This window comes from Pseudonocardia abyssalis, assembly GCF_019263705.2.
In the GTDB taxonomy this organism is placed as follows: Bacteria; Actinomycetota; Actinomycetes; order Mycobacteriales; family Pseudonocardiaceae; genus Pseudonocardia; species Pseudonocardia abyssalis.
In genome coordinates, this window is record NZ_JADQDK010000001.1 from 2,372,615 (window position 1) to 2,394,075 (window position 21,461).

19 protein-coding genes are annotated in these 21,461 nt (G+C 72.6%); 7 read left to right on the plus strand and 12 right to left on the minus strand.

Translation table 11 applies throughout. The annotated features are described in order from the left end of the window. Positions 1-66: 66 nt before the first annotated feature. Positions 67-1,326, minus strand: coding sequence for a styrene monooxygenase subunit StyA (gene styA, locus I4I81_RS11335; RefSeq protein ID WP_218600760.1), 1,260 nt, complete (start codon positions 1,324-1,326; stop codon positions 67-69). 179 nt (positions 1,327-1,505) lie between these two features. Here styA and I4I81_RS11340 point away from each other — a divergent pair, with 179 nt between their 5' ends. Next, positions 1,506-2,891 (plus strand): mycothione reductase, encoded by a 1,386-nt coding sequence (locus I4I81_RS11340; protein ID WP_218600761.1) that lies wholly within the window; start codon positions 1,506-1,508, stop codon positions 2,889-2,891. A 314-nt stretch (positions 2,892-3,205) separates the two neighbouring features. On the opposite strand, the gene I4I81_RS11345 is transcribed toward I4I81_RS11340, so the two are convergent. The 8 genes from I4I81_RS11345 to I4I81_RS11380 are packed head-to-tail and all read right to left on the minus strand — an operon-like array spanning position 3,206 to position 11,276. After that, on the minus strand, positions 3,206-4,414 hold the full coding sequence (locus I4I81_RS11345; protein WP_218600762.1) for a cytochrome P450: 1,209 nt from the start codon (positions 4,412-4,414) through the stop codon (positions 3,206-3,208). A gap of 16 nt (positions 4,415-4,430) precedes the next feature. Beyond that, positions 4,431-5,366, minus strand: a complete 936-nt coding sequence (locus I4I81_RS11350; RefSeq protein WP_218600763.1) for a PDR/VanB family oxidoreductase — start codon at positions 5,364-5,366, stop codon at positions 4,431-4,433. Then, positions 5,363-7,351, minus strand: a complete 1,989-nt coding sequence (locus I4I81_RS11355; protein WP_218616027.1) for a flavin-containing monooxygenase — start codon at positions 7,349-7,351, stop codon at positions 5,363-5,365. The genes I4I81_RS11350 and I4I81_RS11355 overlap by 4 nt, the downstream gene beginning before the upstream one ends. Further along, positions 7,348-8,187 carry an alpha/beta fold hydrolase gene (locus I4I81_RS11360; RefSeq protein WP_218600765.1) on the minus strand — a complete coding sequence of 280 codons (840 nt, stop codon included), beginning with the start codon at positions 8,185-8,187 and terminating at the stop codon, positions 7,348-7,350. The genes I4I81_RS11355 and I4I81_RS11360 overlap by 4 nt, the downstream gene beginning before the upstream one ends. Positions 8,188-8,230: 43 nt before the next feature. Beyond that, positions 8,231-8,920 (minus strand): SDR family NAD(P)-dependent oxidoreductase, encoded by a 690-nt coding sequence (locus I4I81_RS11365; RefSeq protein WP_218600766.1) that lies wholly within the window; start codon positions 8,918-8,920, stop codon positions 8,231-8,233. Beyond that, the gene (locus I4I81_RS11370; protein WP_218600767.1) at positions 8,917-9,684 is read right to left on the minus strand and encodes an alpha/beta fold hydrolase; all 768 of its coding nucleotides are present in this window, start codon (positions 9,682-9,684) and stop codon (positions 8,917-8,919) included. The genes I4I81_RS11365 and I4I81_RS11370 overlap by 4 nt, the downstream gene beginning before the upstream one ends. After that, a complete protein-coding gene (locus I4I81_RS11375) occupies positions 9,684-9,875 on the minus strand; it encodes a tautomerase family protein (RefSeq protein WP_218600768.1) in 192 nt (63 codons plus the stop codon). The genes I4I81_RS11370 and I4I81_RS11375 overlap by 1 nt, the downstream gene beginning before the upstream one ends. 15 nt (positions 9,876-9,890) lie before the next feature. Continuing rightward, on the minus strand, positions 9,891-11,276 hold the full coding sequence (locus tag I4I81_RS11380; RefSeq protein ID WP_225924545.1) for an MFS transporter: 1,386 nt from the start codon (positions 11,274-11,276) through the stop codon (positions 9,891-9,893). Between the two features lie 120 nt (positions 11,277-11,396). Between I4I81_RS11380 and I4I81_RS11385 the strand changes: the two genes are divergently transcribed. Both I4I81_RS11385 and I4I81_RS11390 read left to right on the plus strand, forming a co-directional pair. Then, positions 11,397-12,185 (plus strand): IclR family transcriptional regulator, encoded by a 789-nt coding sequence (locus tag I4I81_RS11385; RefSeq protein ID WP_218600770.1) that lies wholly within the window; start codon positions 11,397-11,399, stop codon positions 12,183-12,185. Between the two features lie 125 nt (positions 12,186-12,310). Further along, positions 12,311-12,955, plus strand: a complete 645-nt coding sequence (locus I4I81_RS11390) for a TetR/AcrR family transcriptional regulator (protein ID WP_218600771.1) — start codon at positions 12,311-12,313, stop codon at positions 12,953-12,955. Between the two features lies 1 nt (position 12,956). Here the strand turns inward: I4I81_RS11390 and I4I81_RS11395 are convergent, their stop codons facing one another. Further along, positions 12,957-13,175, minus strand: coding sequence for a hypothetical protein (locus tag I4I81_RS11395; RefSeq protein ID WP_218600772.1), 219 nt, complete (start codon positions 13,173-13,175; stop codon positions 12,957-12,959). A gap of 756 nt (positions 13,176-13,931) precedes the next feature. On the opposite strand from I4I81_RS11395, the gene I4I81_RS11400 reads away from it, so the two are divergent. The 4 genes from I4I81_RS11400 to I4I81_RS11415 all read left to right on the plus strand — a co-directional run bounded on the left by I4I81_RS11400 (position 13,932) and on the right by I4I81_RS11415 (position 17,402). Next, positions 13,932-15,368, plus strand: a complete 1,437-nt coding sequence (locus I4I81_RS11400) for an MFS transporter (RefSeq protein ID WP_226363885.1) — start codon at positions 13,932-13,934, stop codon at positions 15,366-15,368. 89 nt (positions 15,369-15,457) lie between these two features. Next, positions 15,458-15,856 carry a winged helix-turn-helix transcriptional regulator gene (locus I4I81_RS11405; RefSeq protein WP_218600774.1) on the plus strand — a complete coding sequence of 133 codons (399 nt, stop codon included), beginning with the start codon at positions 15,458-15,460 and terminating at the stop codon, positions 15,854-15,856. Between the two features lie 65 nt (positions 15,857-15,921). Continuing rightward, positions 15,922-16,176, plus strand: coding sequence for a hypothetical protein (locus I4I81_RS11410; protein ID WP_218600775.1), 255 nt, complete (start codon positions 15,922-15,924; stop codon positions 16,174-16,176). Between the two features lie 167 nt (positions 16,177-16,343). After that, complete coding sequence (locus tag I4I81_RS11415; RefSeq protein ID WP_218600776.1) at positions 16,344-17,402, plus strand: LLM class flavin-dependent oxidoreductase; 1,059 nt, start codon at positions 16,344-16,346, stop codon at positions 17,400-17,402. Between the two features lie 844 nt (positions 17,403-18,246). Here I4I81_RS11415 and I4I81_RS11420 read toward each other — a convergent pair. Both I4I81_RS11420 and I4I81_RS11425 read right to left on the minus strand, forming a co-directional pair. Further along, the gene (locus tag I4I81_RS11420) at positions 18,247-19,536 is read right to left on the minus strand and encodes an NAD(P)/FAD-dependent oxidoreductase (protein ID WP_218600777.1); all 1,290 of its coding nucleotides are present in this window, start codon (positions 19,534-19,536) and stop codon (positions 18,247-18,249) included. Beyond that, a complete protein-coding gene (locus I4I81_RS11425; RefSeq protein ID WP_218600778.1) occupies positions 19,533-21,461 on the minus strand; it encodes a maleylacetate reductase and hydroxyquinol 1,2-dioxygenase domain-containing protein in 1,929 nt (642 codons plus the stop codon). The genes I4I81_RS11420 and I4I81_RS11425 overlap by 4 nt, the downstream gene beginning before the upstream one ends.

Sequence of the window (21,461 nt, forward strand, 5' to 3'; positions counted from 1 at the left end):
CCTCCTCCGGCGCGCGGGGACACGCCGGAGGGGGTCGCTCCCACTGGTGTTGTGTGTCGGTCTCGGTCAGCCGGCCGCGACGAGCTCGCGGGCGGTGCGGTCCTTGCTCAGCCACGCCCCGATGCGCTCGGGGTGGGCGAAGACGTCCCACTGCCGCTCGGGGAAGTTGAAGTTGTCGGTGAACTCGTCGGCGAGCGTCCGGTTCTGGCTCAGCGCACCGATGAACGCCTGGAACTCCGGCGGGAGCGTGTCGAGCATCTGCAGCATGAAGTTCGTCCACCGGGTCGCCGCGAGCACGCGGTCACGGCGCCGGGCGTCGACGACCTCGACGAACCGGCCGTCGAAGACGTCCTGGGCCGCGATCTCCTCGCCGAGGATCCAGGCGGCGTGGGAGGCCATGTTGCCGCCCTGACCCAGTACCGGGTCGACGGTGGCGTGCACGTCACCCAGTGCGAGGGCGATGGTGCCGTCGTCGAGCGTCACGTGGGTCTCGCGGACGATCGGGACCACGCCGCCCTGCAGGATGTCGAGCGGGCCGTTGGCCAGGTCGAACTCGCTCTCGTCGACCCGCTCCGCGGTCATCGGGTAGTGCGTGCGCAGCTTGTCCAGCGTCAGCTTGATGAACGCCTTCGGGTCCTCGTCGTAGCGGGTGTGCCGCAGGACCTCGAGGTCGCTGCCGATGTGGTTCTCGAACACCAGCGCGCTGGCCATGCCGCCGAAGGTCAGGAACGGGATCTCGATCATCTCGCCGGCACCCGGGGAGGCCGACCAGACGACCGCGCGGGTCGGGAGCTGGCTGATGCCCTTGAAGACACCCACGCACAGCGCGCGCTGGGGCTTGTCGTGCGGGGAGTGCGCGACGTCGCGGGCGAACATCCGGCCGAACGTGCCCTTGCCCGTGCAGACGACGAGGAGATCGAACTGCGCCGACAGCTTCGGCACGTCGTCGTCGTCGAGCGTGCGGTACTCGATCTTGCCACCCTGGTTGACGAAGTCCTCCATGAGGCGCGGGTGGTAGATGCGGTAGTCGAGCCCGCGGCTCGGCGCCTCGTAGTCGCCGTAGAAGGTGAGCGGCTCCGGCCCACCGAGGTAGTAGTGGTGACCGAAGTAGCCGTAGTCGTCGGTTGACCAGTGATCGAGACCGAGTGCCTTCTCGCGCTTCACCGTCACCGCGTGGTGCGCGACCGTGTTGGGCAGCCTCGAGGACGCGTACTCCTCGGGCGTGCGATCGGTGAAGATCGTCGCCTCGATGTCGTGCTGGCGCAGGTACAGCCCCAGCTGCAGGCCCGCTGTCCCCGCTCCGATGATGCCGATTCGCTTGGTCACTCACTTCTCCCTGGGCTCGGCGACGTTGCCGTCGCGCTCTGCGAGAGGACTGCCGTCACGGGCGGGTCGACCGCCACGCCTTGTGTGAGAACTCACACGGCAACTCCGTCGGTAACGTAGCGCTAAGCTATTTAGAAGTCAATTGCTGCCCGGTGAGGGATCGTGTGTACCGTGCTCCCATGCGTCACCACGACCTCGCCGTCATCGGCGCCGGCTCCGGAAGCTCGATGATCGACAGCCGCTTCGACGGTCTCGATGTGGCCGTCGTCGAGCGGGCCCGGTTCGGCGGCACCTGCCTCAACGCCGGCTGCATCCCCACGAAGATGTACGTCTACGCCGCCCACGTCGCCGACATGGTGCGACGGGCTCACCGCCTGGGCATCGACGCCACGGTGGACAAGGTCCGCTGGAACGACATCCGCGAACGGGTGTTCAACCGCATCGACCCGATCTCGGAGAGCGTGCGCGAGTACCGGATGGATCCGGTGCGGACGCCCAACGTGACCGCCTACCTCGGCCACGCCCGGTTCACCGGTCCGAAGGCGATGCAGGTCGAACGCTCGGACGGCTCGGGGCGCGACGACTTCACCGCCGACCGGATCGTGATCGCCGCGGGCGCGCGCCCGGAGATCCCTACGGTCGTCGCGGAGTCCGGGGTGCCCCACCACACCGCAGAATCGATCATGCGCCTCTCGGCGCTCCCGGAACGGCTCGTCATCCTCGGCGGCGGCTACATCGGTGCCGAGTTCGCGCACGTGTTCTCCGCACTGGGCAGCGCGGTCTCGGTCGTGACGCGCGGTCCCCTGCTCCTGCGGCAGCAGGACGAGTCCGTCGCCACGGCCTTCACCGCCCTCGCGCAGCGGAGCTGGGACGTCCACCTCGGCCACGAGGTGCTGGCCGTGCGTGGCGACGAGTCCGAGGTCCATCTGGACCTGACGGACGGCACGACCGTCTCGGGCGACGCACTCCTGATCGCGACCGGCCGGCGGCCCAACAGCGACGAGATGGACCTGGACCGAGCGGGCATCCACGTACACGCCGACGGCCGGATCGCCGTCGACGCCCAGCAGCGCACATCCGTCGACGGCGTCTACGCCCTCGGGGACGTCAGCTCGCCCTATCAGCTCAAGCACGTCGCCAACCACGAGAAGCGCGTGGTCGCGCACAACCTGCTGCACCCGGACGATCCGCGGGCGGTCGATCACCGGTTCGTGCCGTCGGCGGTGTTCACCGAGCCACCGATCGCCGCTGTGGGGTTGACCGAGCAGCAGTGCCGCGAACAGGGCCTCGACGTGACCGTCGGCGTGCAGATGTTCGGCGACGTCGCCTACGGATGGGCCATGGAGGACACGACCGGCTTCTGCAAGATCATCGCGGACCGGTCGACGGGTCGGCTGCTGGGTGCGCACGTGATGGGCCCGGAAGCCCCGTCGATCATCCAGCCCCTCATCCAGGCCATGTCGTTCGGGCAGGATGCCCGGACGGTGGCGACGGGTCAGTACTGGATCCACCCCGCGCTACCCGAGGTCATCGAGAACGCACTGCTCGACCTCCGGTTCCCGTAGCGCGGATCAGAGGGCGGCCGCGCCGGCGGCAGCCCGCATCCAGCCGGGGTGACGACCCGGCGGCAGCGTTCGTGAGCGACCCGCAGACCGACCACACCGACCGGCTGCGCGGGCACCTGCTCGACCGGGATCCGGTCCGGCGATTGCGCAAGCGCGGCCAGACCCGGTCGCGGCGCAGGTCATGCCGGGGCCGTCGAGGACCACGAGGCCGCTCTGGTCCTGGTCCGGGCCGGTCCTGTCCGGCCTGCGACCCGGCGGTTACGCCTGCCTGGTCGTCGTGGCTGCGTCAGTCACTCGACTCCGTGTCTCACCCCCTACTTCGTCAGCCGCAGCGGCAGGGTCTCCCACACCTGGAGTGTGTTGTTCACACCCCGCCGTGGTGGTGCGGCGGGTTCGAGGCGCCGCACCCGGCGGGCCAGTGCGGTGAGCAGGACCTCGGCCTCCATCCGTGCGACGTGCTGGCCCACGCATTGGTGCAGGCCCATGCCGAAGCCGAGGTGGCCCGACGGGTCGCGGTCGAGGGTGAATCGGCCGGGGTCCTCCCAGCGCCGCGGGTCGTGGTTGGCCGCGCCGAGCAGCAGCATGATCTTGCGGTGCTTCCCGAGTCGTACCCCGGCGAGTTCGACGGGCTCTGCGGTCGTGTGGAAGACGACCTGCAGCGGCGACGCCCACCGCACCGCCTCGTCGAACGCGCGGCGGGCGAGCTCGGGTGCCGCGCGCAGGCGGTCCCACTCCTCGGGGTGGGTGGCGAAGGCGTGCAGGATCCAGGCGATGCCGTGCACGGTGGTGTCGATCCCGGCCGAGAGCAGGGAGCGGACGACCAGCGGAGCCTGCTCGGCGGTGATGTCCTCGCGGTCCGACGCCGCCCAGATCTGCGCCCCGAACCCGGCCGGGTCGAGGTTCTCGCGCGCGCACAGCGAGGTGATCCACCCGGACAGCTCGCCGAGCCGCGCGGCGCTTCGCTCGAAGAGCGCGTTGCGGGGGCCGAAGGCGTTGAAGACGAGGTCGCCGTAGGCGAGCAGGTCGTCGCGCCGGTCCGGGGGGAGCCCGACCGCGTCGGGGAAGACCTTCAGCGGGAAGGCCGAGGCGAGGTCGGCCATGGCGTCCACCTCGCCTCCCCCGGCCAGCACCCGGTCAACGAGCTCGTCGGCCTCGGCCTGCCAGGTCTCGCGCAACCGGCGCAGCGTGCGGGCGCCCAGGACGTCGGTGAGGACGCGCCGGGGCGCGTCGTGCGCGGGCGGGTCGGCCTCGGTGGGGGTCGCCGGTGGCCTCCACGGCACCTCGGTGTGGAAGTTCGCCAGCCCGACGCCTGCCCCGACCTGGAACTGCTGCCAGTTGGCGAGCACCTCGCGGACCACGTCGAAGCGCCCGGTGGCGAACACGTCGTGCGCGCCGAGGTGCACGAGCGGGGCGGTCTCACGCACCGCGGTCAGGAACGCCGTGCGGTCGACGAGGTGCTCCGGTGCGTACGGGTCGAGGTCGATCGACGGCACGGCGGCCGCGTCGCTGCGCAGGGTGGTCATCGGAGGTCCGTTCGCGTCACAGGTCGAGGGTGAGGGAGTCCGTGCGGGCGCGGGATACGCAGACCATCATGCTGTCGCCGGCCTCGCGGTCGACGGCGTCGAGCACGCTGTCGCGATGGTCGGGAAGCCCGTCGAGCACCGCCACTTCGCAGGTGCCGCAGGTGCCCTGCCGGCACGACGTGAGCACCGCGACGCCCGCGTCGCGCAGCCCGTCGAGCACGCTCGTGCCGGGGTCGATCCGCAGGCGGGTGCCGGAGCGCCGCAGGACGACGGTGAACGGGTGGTCCTCCGCCCGGTCCTGCACCTCGGCGACGAACCGCTCGGTCCGCAGCGCCTGCGGTCGCCACTGCGCGCAGGCGGCCGCGGTGGCGTCGAGCAGCCCCGCGGGGCCGCACCCGTACACCGTGGCTCCCGGGTCGGGCGCGCCCAGCCACGCGGCGACGTCCGGCACGCCGACCTCGTCCTGTGCGGCGACCTCGACCTGCCCGCCGAGCGCCTCGAGGCGGTCGAGGAAGGCCATCGAGGTGCGCCTGCGACCGCCGTAGAGCAGCCGCCAGGGCCGCTCCGACCGCACCGCCTGGTCGATCATGGGCAGCAACGGGGTGATCCCGATGCCGCCGGCGACGAAGAGGTACCTCGTGGACGGCGCCATCGGGAAGTGGTTGCGCGGCCCGCCGAACGGCAGGACGTCGCCCTCCCGCAGGTGGTCGTGGATCCACGCGGAGCCGCCGCGACCGTCGATCACCCGCAGGACCGCGATCCGGTAGTGGTGGCCGTCCCACCGGTCGCCGCACAGCGAGTACTGGCGGACGAGCCCGGTGGGCAGCAGGAGGTCGAGGTGCGCGCCCGGCGTCCAGGGCGGGAGCCGGTCGCCGTGCGGGTCGGCGAGGGTGACCGCGAGGACGTCGTCGGCCACCTGACAGCGCGCCACCACGCGCAGAGCGCCGGTCACGACGTCTCCTCCCCGCCGCCCCGCACCGTGAAGGCGGAGAGGTCGGGCCGGCGGGTGCGCCGGTGGAACTCCACGAGCGAGTACGGCCACACCTGCGACGCCCGGCCGTGGCGGTTGCGGTACCAGGTGTGCACGTCCGCGACCCCCCACGCCCGGCGCAGGTTGCCCTCGTCGACCCAGGCGCAGAACGCGTCGGTCGCCTCCCGCGTGGGCTCCAGGGACTGCGCGCGGCGGCGCAGCAGCTCCCCGAGGCACTCCAGGACGTACTCGGTCGCGCACTCGGCCATGAACAGCGAGCTGCCGTTGACGACGACACCGGTGTTGGGCCCCATCAGCAGGAACAGGTTCGGGAACCCCGGCACCGTGACGCCCATGTGCGCCCGGGCGTCGCCGTCCCACGACTCGTGCAGGTCGACGCCGTCGCGGCCGGTGACCGTCATCGGTTCCAGGTAGTCCGAGGCCCGGAACCCGGTGGCGTAGACGACGAGGTCCACCTCGTGCAGCACGCCGTCGGCGGTGACGATCCCCTCCGGGACGATCGAGGTGACCGCCTCGGTGACGAGGTCGACGTGCGGCTGCTTGAGCGCCGCCGCCCACACGCCGTTGTCCCGGGTCATCCGCTTGGCCCCGGGCGGGTAGGTCGGCGTCATCTTCGCCAGCAGGTCCGGGCGGTCGGCGACCTGCGCGCGGAGGTGGCCCAGGAGCTGACGGCGGAGCTCGGCGTTGCGGGCCGAGGTGCTGCCCTCCTCCGTCCACTCCGGGTCGGCCTCCACGAACGGCAGCCGCCCCTCGGACGCGAGCCAGAACTGCCAGAAGCGGTAGCACCGCCCGTAGTGCGGCACGTGGCGCAGCAGCCAGTGCATGCCGGGCGGGGTCTCCCGGTGGTACCCGGGCGTCGGCAGCATCCACGGGGCGTTGCGCTGGAACACCGTCAGCCCGGCGACGGCGCCGACCACCGACGGCACGATCTGGTACGCGCTCGCGCCGGTGCCGACGACGGCGACCCGCAGGCCGGTGACGTCGACGGCGGGGTCCCAGCGGGAGGAGTGGAACCAGCGCCCGGCGAAGGTGTCGCGGCCCGGGATGTCGGGGATGTTGGGCAGGTTGAGCTGCCCGACGGCGGAGACGACGGCGTGGAACCGGCTGGTCGCCGGCGGCTCGTCGCCGGTGCGGGTGGTGAGCGTCCACAGGTGCTCGGCCTCGTCCCAGCTCGCCGCGAGGACCTCGGTGTCGAAGCGGATGTGCGGGCGCAGGCCGAAGTCGGTGGCCACGTCGCGCAGGTAGTCCTCGATCTGCTGCCGGCGCGAGAACTGGTCGGGCCAGTCGGGCTTCTGGGCGAAGGAGTAGCTGTAGGCGAAGTTCGGGGTGTCGAGGCGACAGCCGGGGTAGACGTTCTCCCACCAGGTCCCGCCGACCTCGGGGTTCTTGTCGAACACCACGTGGTCGACGCCGGCCTGCTGGAGGCGGTGCGCGGCGGCCAGGCCCGAGATCCCGGCGCCGATGACGGCGACGGAGAACGGCGTCGCGGGGGCGGTGTCGTCCTTGTGCCAGGTGGGGGCGCCCAGATCGCCGGCCAGGCCGAGCTCGTGGCGCAGCAGCGGCAGGTACTCGTCGCCGGCGTCCTTGGTGACGAAGCGCATGACGGCGCCCAGCAGCTCGGGGCCGGGGTCGGGCGCGGGGACCGACCCGCCGTCGCGGAAGGCCTTGAGCGCGCCGACGGCGAGCTCGCGGGCCCGTTGCTGAGCGGCGGCGCTCATGCCGCCCTGCGGGGCGATCGTCGAGTCCATCGGCGGTAGCGGCGGCTTGACCCCGTCCTCGAGCAGCGCGGTATCGCCGGTGACGAGGGCGAGCGCGGCGAGCAGCGCCGGCAGCTCGGCCTCGGAGACGGCCTGCTCGAGGAACGCGTCGTCCTCCCGGACCGGGGGGAAGCCGTCGTGCCGCCCGTCGCCGGTCGCCAGGGGTGGGACGGGGGTGGTGGAGGTCATGACGGCACTCCGGTGAGGAAGTCGAGGACGAGGCGCGCGGTCTCGGCCGGTGCCTCGATGTTGGGCTCGTGCGCGTGATCGACCTCGACCGCGCGCGCCCCCGGCGCGAGGTCGGCGAGCTTGTCCGACCAGTGGTGCTCGAGCAGCACGTCGTGGCGTCCCTCGACGAGCAGCACCGGCGTGGTGACCGCCGCCCACCGGTCGAGGAACGGGTCGGGCGGCAGGTTCCGCCGCACCGACGGGTTGCTGAGCCGGGGGGCGTTGAGCGCCTCCCAGTGCCCGGGGACGAGGCTGTTCTCGTATCGGGTGCGCACGTGCTCGTCGAGGCCGTCGAGGCTGCGGACGACGAGCGCGGTCATCCGGGCGGCGTCGTCCAGGCTCGGGGTGTACTCCGCGAGCGCCGCCGCCCCCTGCGGGAGCCGGTAGGGCCCGCCGGTGCCCGAGATGCTGACGGCGCGCTCCACGGGCCAGGGCCGGGCCGGGTCGGACAGCGCCCGCAGGACGAGGGAGCCGCCGAACGAGGCGCCGACGAAGTGCGCCCGCTCGACGCCCAGCTCCGCGCAGAACGCGGCGATGTGGGCGACCCGGGGTTCGTAGGGTGAGCGGTCCAGGAAGACGACCTTGTCGGTGCCGCCCCAGCCGAGCAGCTCGGGCGCGAGCACGTGGAACCGCTGCGTGAGCGGGGCGATCATGTCGCCCCAGCACAGGTCGGCGGTCGTCCCGAAGCCGCCGTCGTGGATGAGCACGACCGTCTCCGCCGCGGGGTCGCCTGCCTCGAGGTAGGCGGTGCGGAACCCGCCGGCGACGACCGTCCTGGTCTGGTGGGTGGTGTTCACGAGCGTCCTTCCGATCGGGCGAGGGGGCCAGTACGTGACGGGCCTAGTGCTTGACGGACCCGCCGTCGGCGCAGAGCGTCTGGCCGGTGACGAACGCGGCCCCCGCGGAGAGCAGGAACCGGACGGGGCCGACGAGGTCCTCGGGCAGGGCGCGGCGCTTGATCGCCCGGCCGGCGATGTTGGCCTCTTCGGTGTGGGCCATGTCGGTGATCATGGGCGTGGCGGTGATGCCGGGGCTGACGACGTTGACGGTGATCTGCTGGTCGCCGAGCTCGTCGGCGAGGCAGCGGGCGAAGCCGATGACGCCGGCCTTGGAGGCGACGTAGGCGAACAGGTTCTTCGGTCCCTTGAAGACGGTGCCGGAGGCGAAGAGCACGATCCGGCCGCCGTCGGGCATGAGCGGCACGACCGCCTGCGCGACGCCGATGGTGCCGTCGAGGTTGGTGCGCAGGATCCGTTCCCACACCGGTCGCGGGGTGTCCCGGAACGACGACCACTGCCCGACCGCGGCGCAGTGCACGAGGTCGTGGACCTCCCGGCCGTCGAGGAAGGCGACGAGGGTGTCGATGCCGTCGGCGGTGCCGAGGTCGACGCGGACGTAGGCCTCGGGCCGCTCGTGCTCGGGCCGTTCCGCGAGGTCGGCGACGAGGACGTCGTGGCCGTCTGCGCGCAGGGCGTCGACGACGGCCCGCCCGATGCCGCTGGCCCCTCCGGTGACGAGCGTGGTCCTCATGCCGCACCCCGGACCTGGTCGGCGTCCACGGCGTGCAGGAACCCGCGCACGGTCGAGGTGAACGCGCCCGGGTTCTCGATGCACGAGAGGTGCCCGGCCGCGGGGACGACCGCGAGCGTGGCGCCGTCGATGCCCGCGACGAGTTCCTCGGACCGCGCGAGCGGTGTCTTCTCGTCGAGCTCGCCGGCCACCACGAGGCAGGGTGCGGTGATGCCGGTCAGCGACGGCCGCAGGTCCGCCCGGAACGTCGTCTCGGCCGCCTGCAGGTAGGCCTGCGGGTGCATCGAGGCGATGGCGCCGCGCAGCGCGTCGTGGTCGGCGTCGTCGACCCGGCGCGTGAGGGTCTGCTCCAGGTACCGGTCGGCGTAGGCGGCCATCCCGTCGCGCACGCCCGCCGTGGCGGCGGCGACCCGGGCCTGCGCGACGTCGTCGGGGAGGTGGGCGAAGGAGTTCGCGACCACGAGGCTGCGGACGGCCTGCGGGTGCGCGGCGGCGAAGGCGACGGCCTGCAGCCCGCCCATCGACAGCCCGACGAGGTGCACCGGGCCCCGTCCCTCGAGCGCGGCGGCGAGGTCATCGACCCAGTCGGTCGTGGTCGGGCCCGACGTCCACGGCTGCCCGCCGTGGCCCCGTGCCTCGGGCGTGAGCACATCGTGGTCCGCCGCGAGCGCGGGCACCTGGTGGCGCCAGAGGCGGCGGTCGGTGCCCAGGCTGTGCAGCAGGACGACCGCGGGGCGGTCCGTCGTGCGGGTCGGCTGCGACATCAGGCGTTCCTGCGGGCGAGGGTCCGTCCGCCGACGCCCCAGTGCTGCGGGTCGACCCGGTCGACCAGGACGTGGACGGTCTCGGCCTTCGCCTGCGCCACCGAGACGTAGGCGTCGGTCAGGGTCGCGACCAGCTCCTCCACCTGCTCGGGGGTCAGCGGCGAGGCGTGCGTGACGGCGATGATCGGCATGTCGGATCCTGTCCTTCAGGGGGTCGCGTCGGCGTCGGTCACGACGGGGAGGGGCGTACCGGAGGGCCCCGGGGTCGTCCGGTCACCGGGTTCGGAGGCTGCGTGCTCACCCAGTCCGAGGTGCTTGGTCTCGCCCACCGCGAGGACGCCGAGGATCAGCACGATCGTGGCGAGGGCGACACCGATGACCAGCCGCACCGGGATGTCGTCGACCTGGGGGCTGAGCGCGATCACGATCGACGGGGTGATGCCGCCGACGGCGAACCCGAGGTTCCACGACAGGCCCGTGCCGGTGGCCCGGATCTCGGTCGGGAAGCGCTCGTTGAGGAAGATCAGGATCGGTGCCGAGGCGGCCATCATCGTGACCGCCATGAGTGCGGCGATCGCCGCGGCCAGGACCACGTCACCGCCTTGCAGTGACCCCAGCCAGAGGTAGAGCACGGGCAGGAGCACGACGTTGGGCAGGCCGAACCCGAGGAAGACCGCGCGTCGGCCGTAGCGGTCGCTGAGGTGGCCACCGAGGACGCCGCCGGCGATCACCCCGATGTTGGCGACGACGAGCACGACCGCGGCGGTGGTCCTGCTGAAGCCCACGTTGGCCTCGAGGAAGGTCGGGAAGACACCCAGCGTGAGGTAGTAGGTGGTGGCGCCACCGGCGGCGACGGCCACGTTGAGCAGGAAGCCGGTGCGGTAGCGGGCGCTGAGGAGGTCGCGCAGCGGCGTGGCTCGCGCGGCCTGCTTCCCCGTCCACAGCGGTGACTCGTCGGTGCGCCGGTAGACGTAGAGGCTGAACAGCGCGGTGAGCAGGCCGGTGAGGAACAGGATCCGCCAGCCGTACTCCGCGAACGCCGGCCCGGGCACGAGCCAGGCGACGACGAAGTACATCGCCGAGGCGAGCACCGCGCCCGCTCCGGCGCCGCCGCCCGCCACCACTCCGGACATGAGCCCGCGGTGGCGCGCCGGGACGGTCTCGGTGCCCAGCGTGTGGGTCGACACGACCACGCCGCCGACGAACACGCCCTGGACGACCCGCAGCGCCAGGAACAGCACCGGCGCCAGCGCCCCGACGGTGGCGTAGGTCGGGACCAGGCCCATGAGCGCCGTCGAGACGCCGACGCCGACGATGGCCACGAGCATCGCCCGCTTGCGCCCGTTGCGGTCGGCGTAGCCGCCGAACAGGGCTGACCCGAGCGGCCGGAAGACCAGGGTGACTGCGAACGACGCGTAGACGAACGTCAGCTGCAGCGTGGGGTTGTCCGAGGGGAACAGCAGCGGCCCGATGGTGGAGGCCAGGTAGAGGATGATCGTCAGGTCGTAGAGGTCCAGCGCCCATCCGGTGATGGACGCGATGCCGGCCGCGCGGACCTTCTTGCCGTCCGCCGTCCCTGTGGTGCCGTTCAAGGCGACCTCCTCGTCGCGAGAGCCGTGCCCAGTGGTGGAACGGGAAGGTACGAACCAGTTGCGCATGGCGGCAACGATCGTTCCGTATGCAGGAACAGATCTTCCGTATAAGGTGCCGCCATGGAGAACAGGGAGCAGTCGGACACGCTGTCGTCGGTGAACCGCGCCCTGACGCTGCTGGAGTTGCTCGCGGAGAACAGCGGCCTCACCGTCACGCAGCTCGCCGACCGCCTGCGCACCGGCAAGACCACCGCGTTCCGTCTGGCCAAGACGCTGACCGAGCGCGGATGGGTCGAGAAGGACGAGGAGATGCGGTACCGCCTCGGACCCGCGCTGCTGAGCCTCGTGCCGCCCGACCAGCTGGGACAGGGCCTGCGACACCTGCTGCGGCCGCTACTGGAGGAACTGCAGGACGCGACCGGCGAGACCGTCCACCTGACGATCCTGCGCGGGCGCCACGTCGTCTACGTGGACCAGCTGATCTCGCCGAAGCCGGTCCACTCGGTCAGCACGCTGGGCGGTCGCTCGCCCGCCCACTGCGTGTCGCCCGGCCTGGCGCAGCTCGCCGCCCTGCCGTCCGAGGCGCTCGACTGGGTGCTGGACGCCGCGCTGCCCCCGTACACCGAGCGCTCCCTCACCGACCCCGGAGCGGTGCGGGCCGAGCTGCAGCGCGTGCGGCAGCGCGGCTTCGCGATCAACCGCGGCGCCTACCGGGCCGAGGTCGGGGGCGTCGGTGCGGCCGTGCTCGACGACCGGGGCCGCCCCCAGGCCGCGCTCTCGGTGTGCATCCCGGCCTACCGGATGCGCAACGACGACCTCACCGCCATCGGCGAGCTGCTCAAGGTCAAGGTGGTGGACGCGCAGCAACGCATCCGCCTGCACAGGAGGCCGCTGACGGAGCTGCCGTGATGCGTGCCTCGACCTGGTCCACATCTGCTCCCGCGGAATGAGACAATGAGCGCTCGTTATGCAAGTATGCGAGGGCCGTCGGACGGCTGTCAACGGCCCGTCGGACGCACGAGCAGGAGGACGGCATGACGACCGCCGGGGATGACCGGTGGCCAGGAGCCGGCGACGACCTCCAGCTCGTGCACGACTGGTGGGCCGACAGCCCCCGTGCACCGGCCTCGCAGCAGGTGCTGCTGGCCTCGATCGCCCTGTTCGCCGAGCGCGGCTACCACGCGACCACGACGCGCGACATCGCCACGAGGCTCGGGATGAGCACCGGGGCCATGTACGCCCACTACCGGTCGAAGGAGGAGCTGCTGTTCGACGTCTGCCTCACCGGCCACCAGCGCGCCGTCGACGCACTGCAGGCCGCGATCGCGTCGTCGGACCGGCCCGGCCCCCAGCTCGCGGCGCTCGTCCGCGAGTTCACCGCCTGGCACGCGCGACACCACCGCGTCGCGCGGATCGTGCACTACGAGCTGTACTCGCTGTCCGGTGAGCACCTCACCCCGGTCCTCGAGATCCGCCGGACGACGCAGGCGCTGATCGACGACGTGCTCGCACGCGGTGCGGCGGCGGGCACCTTCACCGTCACCGACGTCGCCCGTACCGGGCGCGCGCTGCTGTCGCTCTGCGTCGACGTCGCCCGCTGGTACCGCGGCGACGACGACCCGGACGAGCTCGGCGAGCACTACGCCGGACTCGCCCTCCGGATGGTCTCCGGCGGCTGACTCACCGCCGGCCCGGCCTCGACACAGTCCTCGAAGCAGCGCCCGGTGACCCCCTCGACCAGTAGGGGGCGGCGACGACCAGTGGGGAGGCGGCGAGCAGTGGGGAGGCGGCGAGCAGGACCGACGTCGCAGCGCCCTGCGGGATCGACTTCCACGCGATCTCCGCAGTGTCGGCCCGGAACGCGCCCGGGGCGTCCGGCACCACGTCGAGGTGGCGCATGAGGCCGGTCGCGATCCGGCCGGGCGTGAGGGCGTTGACGGCGATCCCGTCGGCCGCCCACCGGTGGGCCGCCTCGACCGCGAACAGGATGACGGGTCGTGGGGGTACCGCTCGAAGTCGATGTCGTCGAACAGAACCTCTCCGTCGAGGTGCCCCACCGAGCTGACCACCACGACCCGGGCGTGGTCGGCCCGGGCCAGGTTCGCGTGCAGCCCGATCGCCGTCGTCCCCGTACCGGACAGGTACCCCCGGGACGGCGCCCGCGACGAGATCCGCCCGGTCCAACCCGATCCGGTGCGGACGGTTCGGCCGGCTGATGCGGTCCACCGAGGCCGGGAGCGCCACCCCGAGCCCGTCCGGCGCCCCGGCGGCGTCCACCGCGCCGCTCAGCACCTCGCGAAGCCGGTCGACGACGGGTCGCCCCGCAGGACGTGGTGCCCGACGGCACCGAGGAGCAGCAGGGTCAGACCTCCGTGGCGACGACCTTCGGTGCTGGGACGGACCCAGGCTGCGGCGGACGCGCCCACCGCACACCCATCGGCCGGTGACCGGCGGAACCGACCGGTACAGGCTCCCGACCAGGGGTTGTCGTTCCGGCCACACCACCGCAGCCGCCCGGGCCCCCCACCTCGACGGTCACATCCGTGTTCCGGGGGGACACCGATGTGCCTCCTTCCCGGTCGACCTGCGGGCGACCACCATCGGCGGTCGGAAGGCGTCTCCGCGCCACCTCGGACCCGACGAGAGAACAGTGTCGTGACCCCCACCAGGAACGGATCCACCCACCGACCGGGCCGCACCCTCGCCCTGCTCGCCTTCGCGCAGTTCATGACCGCGATCGACTTCGACATCGTCTTCGTCGCACTCCCTGACATCGGCCGCAGCCTGGGCTTCTCCGACGTGTCCCTGCAGACCGTGGTCAGCGCCTACACGGTCGTGTTCGGCGGCTTCCTGCTCCTGGGCGGGCGGGCGGCGGACCGGCTCGGGGCCCGGCGGGTGTTCGTGGTGGGCCTCGCCCTGTTCGGTGCGTCCTCGCTGGCCGCCGGGCTGGCGGACGGCCCGACCGCACTAGTCGCGGCGCGCGCCGTGCAGGGGCTGGGAGCGGCGCTGCTGACGCCGGCGACGCTCAAGCTGATCTCCTCGCACTTCGCGGAGGGGACCGAGCGCAACCGGGCCATGGCCGTCTGGGGTGCGGCGGGCGCCTCGGGGGCCGCGATCGGCGCGCTGGGCGGTGGTGTGCTGACCAGCCTGCTGGGCTGGGAGTCGGTGTTCCTCGTGAACGTCCCCCTCGTGCTCGTGGCACTCGTCGCGACCCCGGTGCTGCTCGCCGCCGACGTGCCCGCAGCGGGCGCGCGGAACTTCGACCTGCCCGGCGCCCTGCTCGTCACGGCGGGGGCGACGCTCGTGGTGCTCGGGCTGGTGTCCGGGCCCGAGGCGGGCTGGCTGAGCGCTCCGGGTGCGGGGGCGCTGCTGGTCGGCGCCGTCCTGCTCGCCCTCTTCGTCGTCGTCGAGGCGCGCACCCGCGATCCGCTGGTGCCGCTGCGGCTGTTCGCCAACCGCAACGTCCTCGCCGCCGTCACGGTCGTCTTCGTCTTCATGGGCACCATCGGCACGCTGTACTACCTGTTCACCACCTACCTGCAGGACGTGCTGGGCTACTCGCCCCTGCAGGCCGGTCTCGCGTTCCTCCCGCTGAGCCTGTGCAGCATCGCGGCGTCGATCCTGCTGGTGCCGCTGCTGCTGGGCCGCTTCGGCATCCGCACCACGCTGGTCGTCGGCATGACCGGCGTCGCCGCGTCGATGGTGGCGATGGCACTGGGCATGTCGGTCGGTGCCGGCTACTGGGCCACGCTGCCCGCGGTCCTGCTCTGGGGCACGTTCGCGGGCCTGTCGTTCCCGCCCCTGTTCATCGCGGTGGCCACCGGGGTGCCCGCCGAGCAGCAGGGTGTGGCCGCCGCGCTGGCGTCGACCTCGCAGTACATCGGGTCGGCGGTCGGCCTCGCCGCACTCGTCGCCGTGGCGACCGCCGGGGTCGGCCCGGCAGCAGGGCCCGACGTCGTCGTGGCCGGGCTGCGCGACGCGTCGTGGGTGGCGGCTGCCGTCACCCTCGTCGGAGCCGTCCTCGCCGCCCTGATCCTCCGGGCCACGCCGGCCCCGGCCGACGCCCCGGTGGCGGCGCTCGACGAGGTGTGAACGGCCCGGGACGGGCTGGGACGACCTCGGCACCCGAGTTACGCTGGGTAGCGACGCACACCGTCCCCGTTCGGAGGTCTGATCAGCGCATGCGGCCGGACACCGAAAGCGACGACAGCCTGTCGGGAGGCGCGGCGTGCGCCCTGAGCGAGGTCGTCGAGCAGGTCAGCGGCAAGTGGAGCATCGGAATCCTCCTGGCCGCGGCGCACGGGCCCGTCCGCTTCACGCATTTCGAGCGGAAGATCCGAGGTATCAGCCGGCGCATGCTGACCCGCACGCTGCGCAGCCTCGAGCGTGACGGGTTGCTGGTCCGCACGGTCCACCCGACCGTGCCGGTCACGGTGGAGTACTCGCTCAGCCCGATCGGCATCGAGCTGTGCTCCTCGCTGGTCGTCCTGACCAGGTGGGCGGAGCGCCACCACGACACGATCGCGGAGGCGCGCCGCGCCTACGACGAGGGCGGTGCCGCACCCGGCGAGACGGCCTGAGCGCCGCGGAACAGCTCGGCTGCGGTCGTCGGACGGGCGGCGGCGCGACCGGTGCGGACGAGCTCGTGGTCGCCTCGAACCTGACCGACCCGGACGAGACGATCCGCTCCCTCACCCGGCTCGCCGAGACCGTGGCGGCGCTCGGCGAGCGCGCCCCCCGGCTCCTTCCCCGGGGCACCGGTGACCACCGCGCCCGCGCCTCCGTGCTCGGCGACGCCCGACCGGGCTGCCGGGTGCTGGGCGGCGGCTCCATGCTCGTGTTCCAGGCACTCGACGCACCGCGCACGCATCCCGAGCGGATCGGATGGCTCCACCGCTGACCACCCGTCTCCGCGCGTTGACAGGCACGGCAGATCAGCAGGGTCGTCGCGGATCGCTCCCGCATCCGTACGGCCGGCTGAGGGAGCCGGGTCCGCGTCGCAGCCGAGATGGAACAACGAGCGCGGTAGCCCCGTTGGCCGAGAGGTCGTCACAGAAGGAGATCCGCATGCCGACCCCCGACGTCCCGCTCGAGAAGCTCGGCTTCCTGACCATCGGCCTGTTCGACGGTGACGACCCGGCGCCGGGGCACGAGAACGTGCTGCAGGTCATCGAGCTCGGTGAGCAGCTCGGATTCGACAGCGCCTACCTGCGCCACCGGCACTTCCAGACCGGCATCTCCTCGCCCATCGCGATCATGGCCGCGGCCTCGCAGCGCACCAGCCGGATCGCGATGGGGACGGCGGTGACCCCGCTGGGCTGGGAGAACCCGCTGCGGATGGCCGAGGACCTCGCCACCGTCGACATCCTCTCCGGCGGCCGTCTGGAACCCGGCTTCTCGGTGGGCCCACCGATCCACTGGGACAACGTCAAGGGCGCGCTCTACCCCGACACCGCCGAGGCCGAGGACCTGTCCTCCGAACGGGTCGCGCGGTTGCTGCGCATGATCGCCGGCGACCCCGTGAGCACCTTCACCGGCACCGCGGGCTTCGAGCAGTTCTCCGCACGCGTGGAGCCGCACTCCCCCGGTCTCATCGACCGCATCTGGTACGGCTCGGGCAGCAGCCGGTCGACCCGGTGGGCGGCCGAACAGGGCCTGAACCTGCTCACCAGCAACATCATCAAGCCGGAGCCGTCGGACCTCGAGGCCGACGGCCGGTGGGACTTCGCCGCCGTCCAGCAGCGCCAGATCGCGCTGTTCAGGCAGCACCACCCCGACGGCGACGCCGCGCGGGTCTCCCAGGGACTCGTCGTGATCCCCACCGACACCGCGACCCCGGAGCAGCGGGCCCGGTACCAGGCCTACGTCGAGAAGCGGACCCCGCGGACGGCCGCGCCGTCGGGCCCGCCCGGCCCGGGCCTGCTCGCGGCGCCCGACGTCCTCGGGACGTCGCAGGAGATCGCGGAACGGCTCTACGCCGACGCGGCGTTCCGCGAGGTACGCGAGGTCGTCTTCGCCCTGCCGTTCAGCTTCGACCACGCCGACTACGTCCAGATCCTCACCGACATGGCCACCCACCTCGGACCTGCGCTCGGGTGGAAACCGAACGATGACCGTGCTTGCTGACCTGCACCGAGGACGCGCGCCCGATTCGGCACGCGGTGGCAGAGGTTGGAGCCTGACCCGGTTCTCCGGACACGGACGGTGCGCTGATCATGCCGCGGTAGCGGCAGGTCTGTGAAGGTCCTCGAACGCGGCCGGGGACAGATCGTCGATGCTGGTGTGGCGTCGGCGCGGGTTGTACCAGGCCTCGATCCACTCAGGGATCGCCGATCGATCATCGTGTTGTCCACGCTGGAGGCGACCCGGTCCATCGACCCGAGCGGGCCGGCCTCACGGAGCCGGTGCCCGAACACCCACGAGGTGTACGGGGATCCTCTGTCCGGATGCACGATCGAACCTGGGCCGGGCGGCGTCTCCAGGTGTCCGTCTGCAGGGCGTCGACGACGAGTTCGGTGCGCAGGTGATCGGCGATCGACCAGCCCCACGACCATCCGTGAGCAGGCGTCGATGACCGCGCAGCGGTACACCTTCCCGCCCGCGGCTTGAATCCCAGCGGTCGGGTGCTCGGCGATGTCGGTGGCCCACAGCTGATCCGGCGCTTCGGCGACGAATCGGCGTCGCACCAGGTCGTCGGGCGGGGCCGGGAGTGGGCGGTCCCGGCCGAAGTAGGCGCCGGCCCGCTTGAGGATCCCTACTTCCATCTCCAGGACGCGGTCGCGGCGGCGCAGCTCGACCGACTCGGCCCGTTCGTCGCTGGTCGTGCCGTCGACGCGGCCCGGCGGCGGAACTCCGGCGGCTTGGGTGCAGGCATCGGACGAGCTCCTCTCCGATCGACCACGCAGCCACGTGCCGGTGAGGAGGTGCTCCCGTTGCTGCGCGAGAGAACCGCTCCGGTTGGACCGGCTCGTCAGCCGGCGAGGCCGTGGGGTCGGCGGACCGCGGCGACGGCGCGGCCGGCGTGCTCCTTGAGGCAGAACCCGGGAGCCGCAGCCTGAGCCGCCGTGGGCCGCTCGGTCCCCGCGAGCACCCGTCGGGCCGCTGCGTGATCCGCCGGACGGTTCACCGACTCGACGGCGATCAACCGGTCGCCGCGGAACCGGAGGACGGAGAACCCCCCACCGTCGGGATAACCACTGGTCACGCTCTCGTCGTCCGCAACGGCGAGACCGGCGATCTGGAGGGTGACCGGGCCCTGGACGCTCCAGAACCACGGCAGCTCCACGTAGGCGGCGGTGCCGGCGCCGAGGATCACCCGGGCCACGTGGCGGGCCTGGGCCGTGGCGTTCTGCACCGACTCGAGGCGATGCAACGGGCCGGCCGGGGACGGGAACCGCGCGCAGTCGCCGACGGCGAAGATCGCCGGATCGGTGGTGCGCAGGTGCTCGTCCACCACGACGCCGTCGTCGACGGCGAGACCACAACCCCGCGCCAGGTCGTCGCGGGGCCGCACGCCGATCCCGACGACGACCAGGTCCGCCGGGTGCCGGCTGCCGCGTGAGCCGACGACGGCGCGCACGGCGCCGTCAGCGCCGCCGGCGCCCTCGAGCCGAACCGGACCCTCCCCCACCAGCACGGTGGTGCCCATGGCGCGGTGCACCTGCATGATGTGCAGGCTCGTCCCGACCGACACGGCCCTGGCGAGCACCCGGTCCCCGGACTCGAACACCGCGACGTCGACTCCGCGCTTGCGGGCGGCAGCGGCGAACTCCAGGCCGATGAACCCCGCCCCGACCACCACGGCGGTGCGGGCCGACTGCAGTGCCGCCCGCAGTGCCCGAGCATCGGCGAGGGAGCGCAGCGGGAGGACCCCGGCGCGTTCCGAACCCTCGACCTGCAGCGGACGGGGCGCCGCGCCGGTGGCGAGCACGAGCGACGCGTAGCCGATCTCCTGTCCGGAGGCGAGCAGAACGGTGCGCCGGGCCCGGTCGATCCCGGTCACGACGGCATCGGGCCGGTAGTCGATCCCCCGGTCGGCGAAGTGGCGCTCCCCGCGCAGCGGCAGGAGACCGGGCTCGTCGCGCGCGCTCAGGACGTCCTTGGACAACGGGGGACGCTGGTAGGGCAGACCCGGCTCGTCCCCGAGAAGCAGGACGGGCCCGTGGTACCCACCCTCACAGAGCGAGTCGGCCACCTGCACCCCGGCGTGACCGGCACCGACGACGACGACGACCGCGTCGGCACGGGAGACTCGGCTCATGCGTCCGCGCCGAGCCGGAAGGTGAAGGTCAGCTCCCGCCACTCCCCCGCGACCTCGCGCCCGTCCGGTGTCGGACCGCTGCGCGCCGCGAAGTCGACGATCAGGTCCGGCTTCACCGCGAACACCGCGTCGGAGTCGAGGTAGCGCCCACCGACGGGGAACAGCTGCGTGATCAGCTGCCGTCGGCCGGGCGCGTCGATCATGAAGTGCATGTGCGGCGCCCGGTAGGCGTGCCGCCCGGTCGCCGTGAGCATCGCGCCCACCGGGCCGTCCATCGGGAGCGGGTACTCCGACGGCACGATCGACCAGAACCGCAGCCGCCCGTCGGCATCCGTGCGCAGTCGTCCACGCAGCACCGGCCCGTCGAGCTCCGGGAGCTGGAGGTCGTAGAAGCCGTCCTCGTCGGACTGCCACACGTCGACCACCGCGTCGGCGACCGGCCGTCCGTCGGTGTCGGTGACGTGGACGTCGACGTGGAGCGGGGTTCCTCCGAAGCCGCCCGTGATGTCCACGCCCTGCGGCAGCTCCGGGGGACCCTCGAGGTAGAAGGGGCCGAGGACCGCCGAGGCCGTGCTGTCCGGGGTGCGGGAGTTGGCGAGCACGTCGACCACGCTGGACAGGCCCAGGGTGTCCGAGAGCATCACGAACTCCTGGCGGACGTCGCTGCACATCTGTCCGGTGCGGGTCAGGAAGTCGATGCCCTGCTCCCACTCCGCCTGGGTGAGGTCGTTGTCCACCGCGAACGCGTGCAGCCGCTTCACGAGGTCGGACATCAGCGCGTGCAGCCGCGGGTCGGGTGTTCCCGACAGGGTGTCGAGCACGGTCCGGGTGATCCTGGTGGTCCGCACCCCGTCGGCGGTCGCCGGGCGGTTCCCCTCCCACGCCTCGCGCAGGAGCGCGGCGATGCCGGCACGGGTGAGCGGCGCCGGGTTCGGATAAGGGTGCTCGACGGCGAGGTCGACGGCCCGCTCCAGGTCGCCGGCGGCCATCCCGAGCTCGCTCAGCGCGACGGGCCCGCCTGCCCGGAGGACGAGGTCGTGCACCGCACCGGGGACATCACCCGGGTCGATGACGTCGAGTGCCGCGGCGATGCGCCGCACGACGTCCGGGGCCGCCGCGGCGTTGTAGGCCAGTGCGTGGGGCAGCACCACGGCGTGGACCGGTGCGTGCGGCAGGTCGAAGCTGCCGCCCAGGGTGTGGCAGAGCTTGTGGTGCAGGCCCATCCCGACGGCGCTCAGGCAGGTGCCCGCCAGCCACGCGCCGTGCAGCAGGTCCTCGCGGACCTCCTGTGCGTGCGGCTCGGCGGGAAGCCTGCGCAGCCCGCGGCCCAGCCGGGTGATCGCGTCCAGCGCGAGCCACTCGACGATCGGGTCGACGTCGGGCGAGTAGAGAGCCTCGACGGCGTGGGCCAGCGCGTTGACCGCACTGGTGACCGCGATCGGCACCGGCATCCCGGCCGACAGGTCGACGTCGTAGATCACGGTCTCGGGCAGGATGTCCGGCGAGGACCGGGTCGTCTTCCGCCCGTCCGCGGTCTCGCCGAGGATCGGGGTGACCTCGGAGCCGGCGTAGGTGGACGGCAGGATCACCTGGTCCACCCCGCTGCGCACGGCCAGCGCCTTGGCCAGGCCCGTGGTCGAGCCGCCGCCCACGGCGACCACGCAGTCCGCCCCGGCTCCGCGCATCACCTCCAGAGCCCGGGCGGTGACCTCGACGGGCGTGTGCATCGCGGCGTCGTCGAACCGCGCGACCACGAGGGGTCCGAGGACCTTCTCGATGCGGTCGCCCGCGGCGGCCAGGTCGGCGGAGGCCAGGACCAGGACCCGGCCCCGGCCGAGCCGCTCGACCTCGTCCGCGACCCTGTCGAGGGTTCCCGTGCCGAAGACGACACGGGTCGGGTGGGCGGTGTGCTGGAAGCTCGTCAC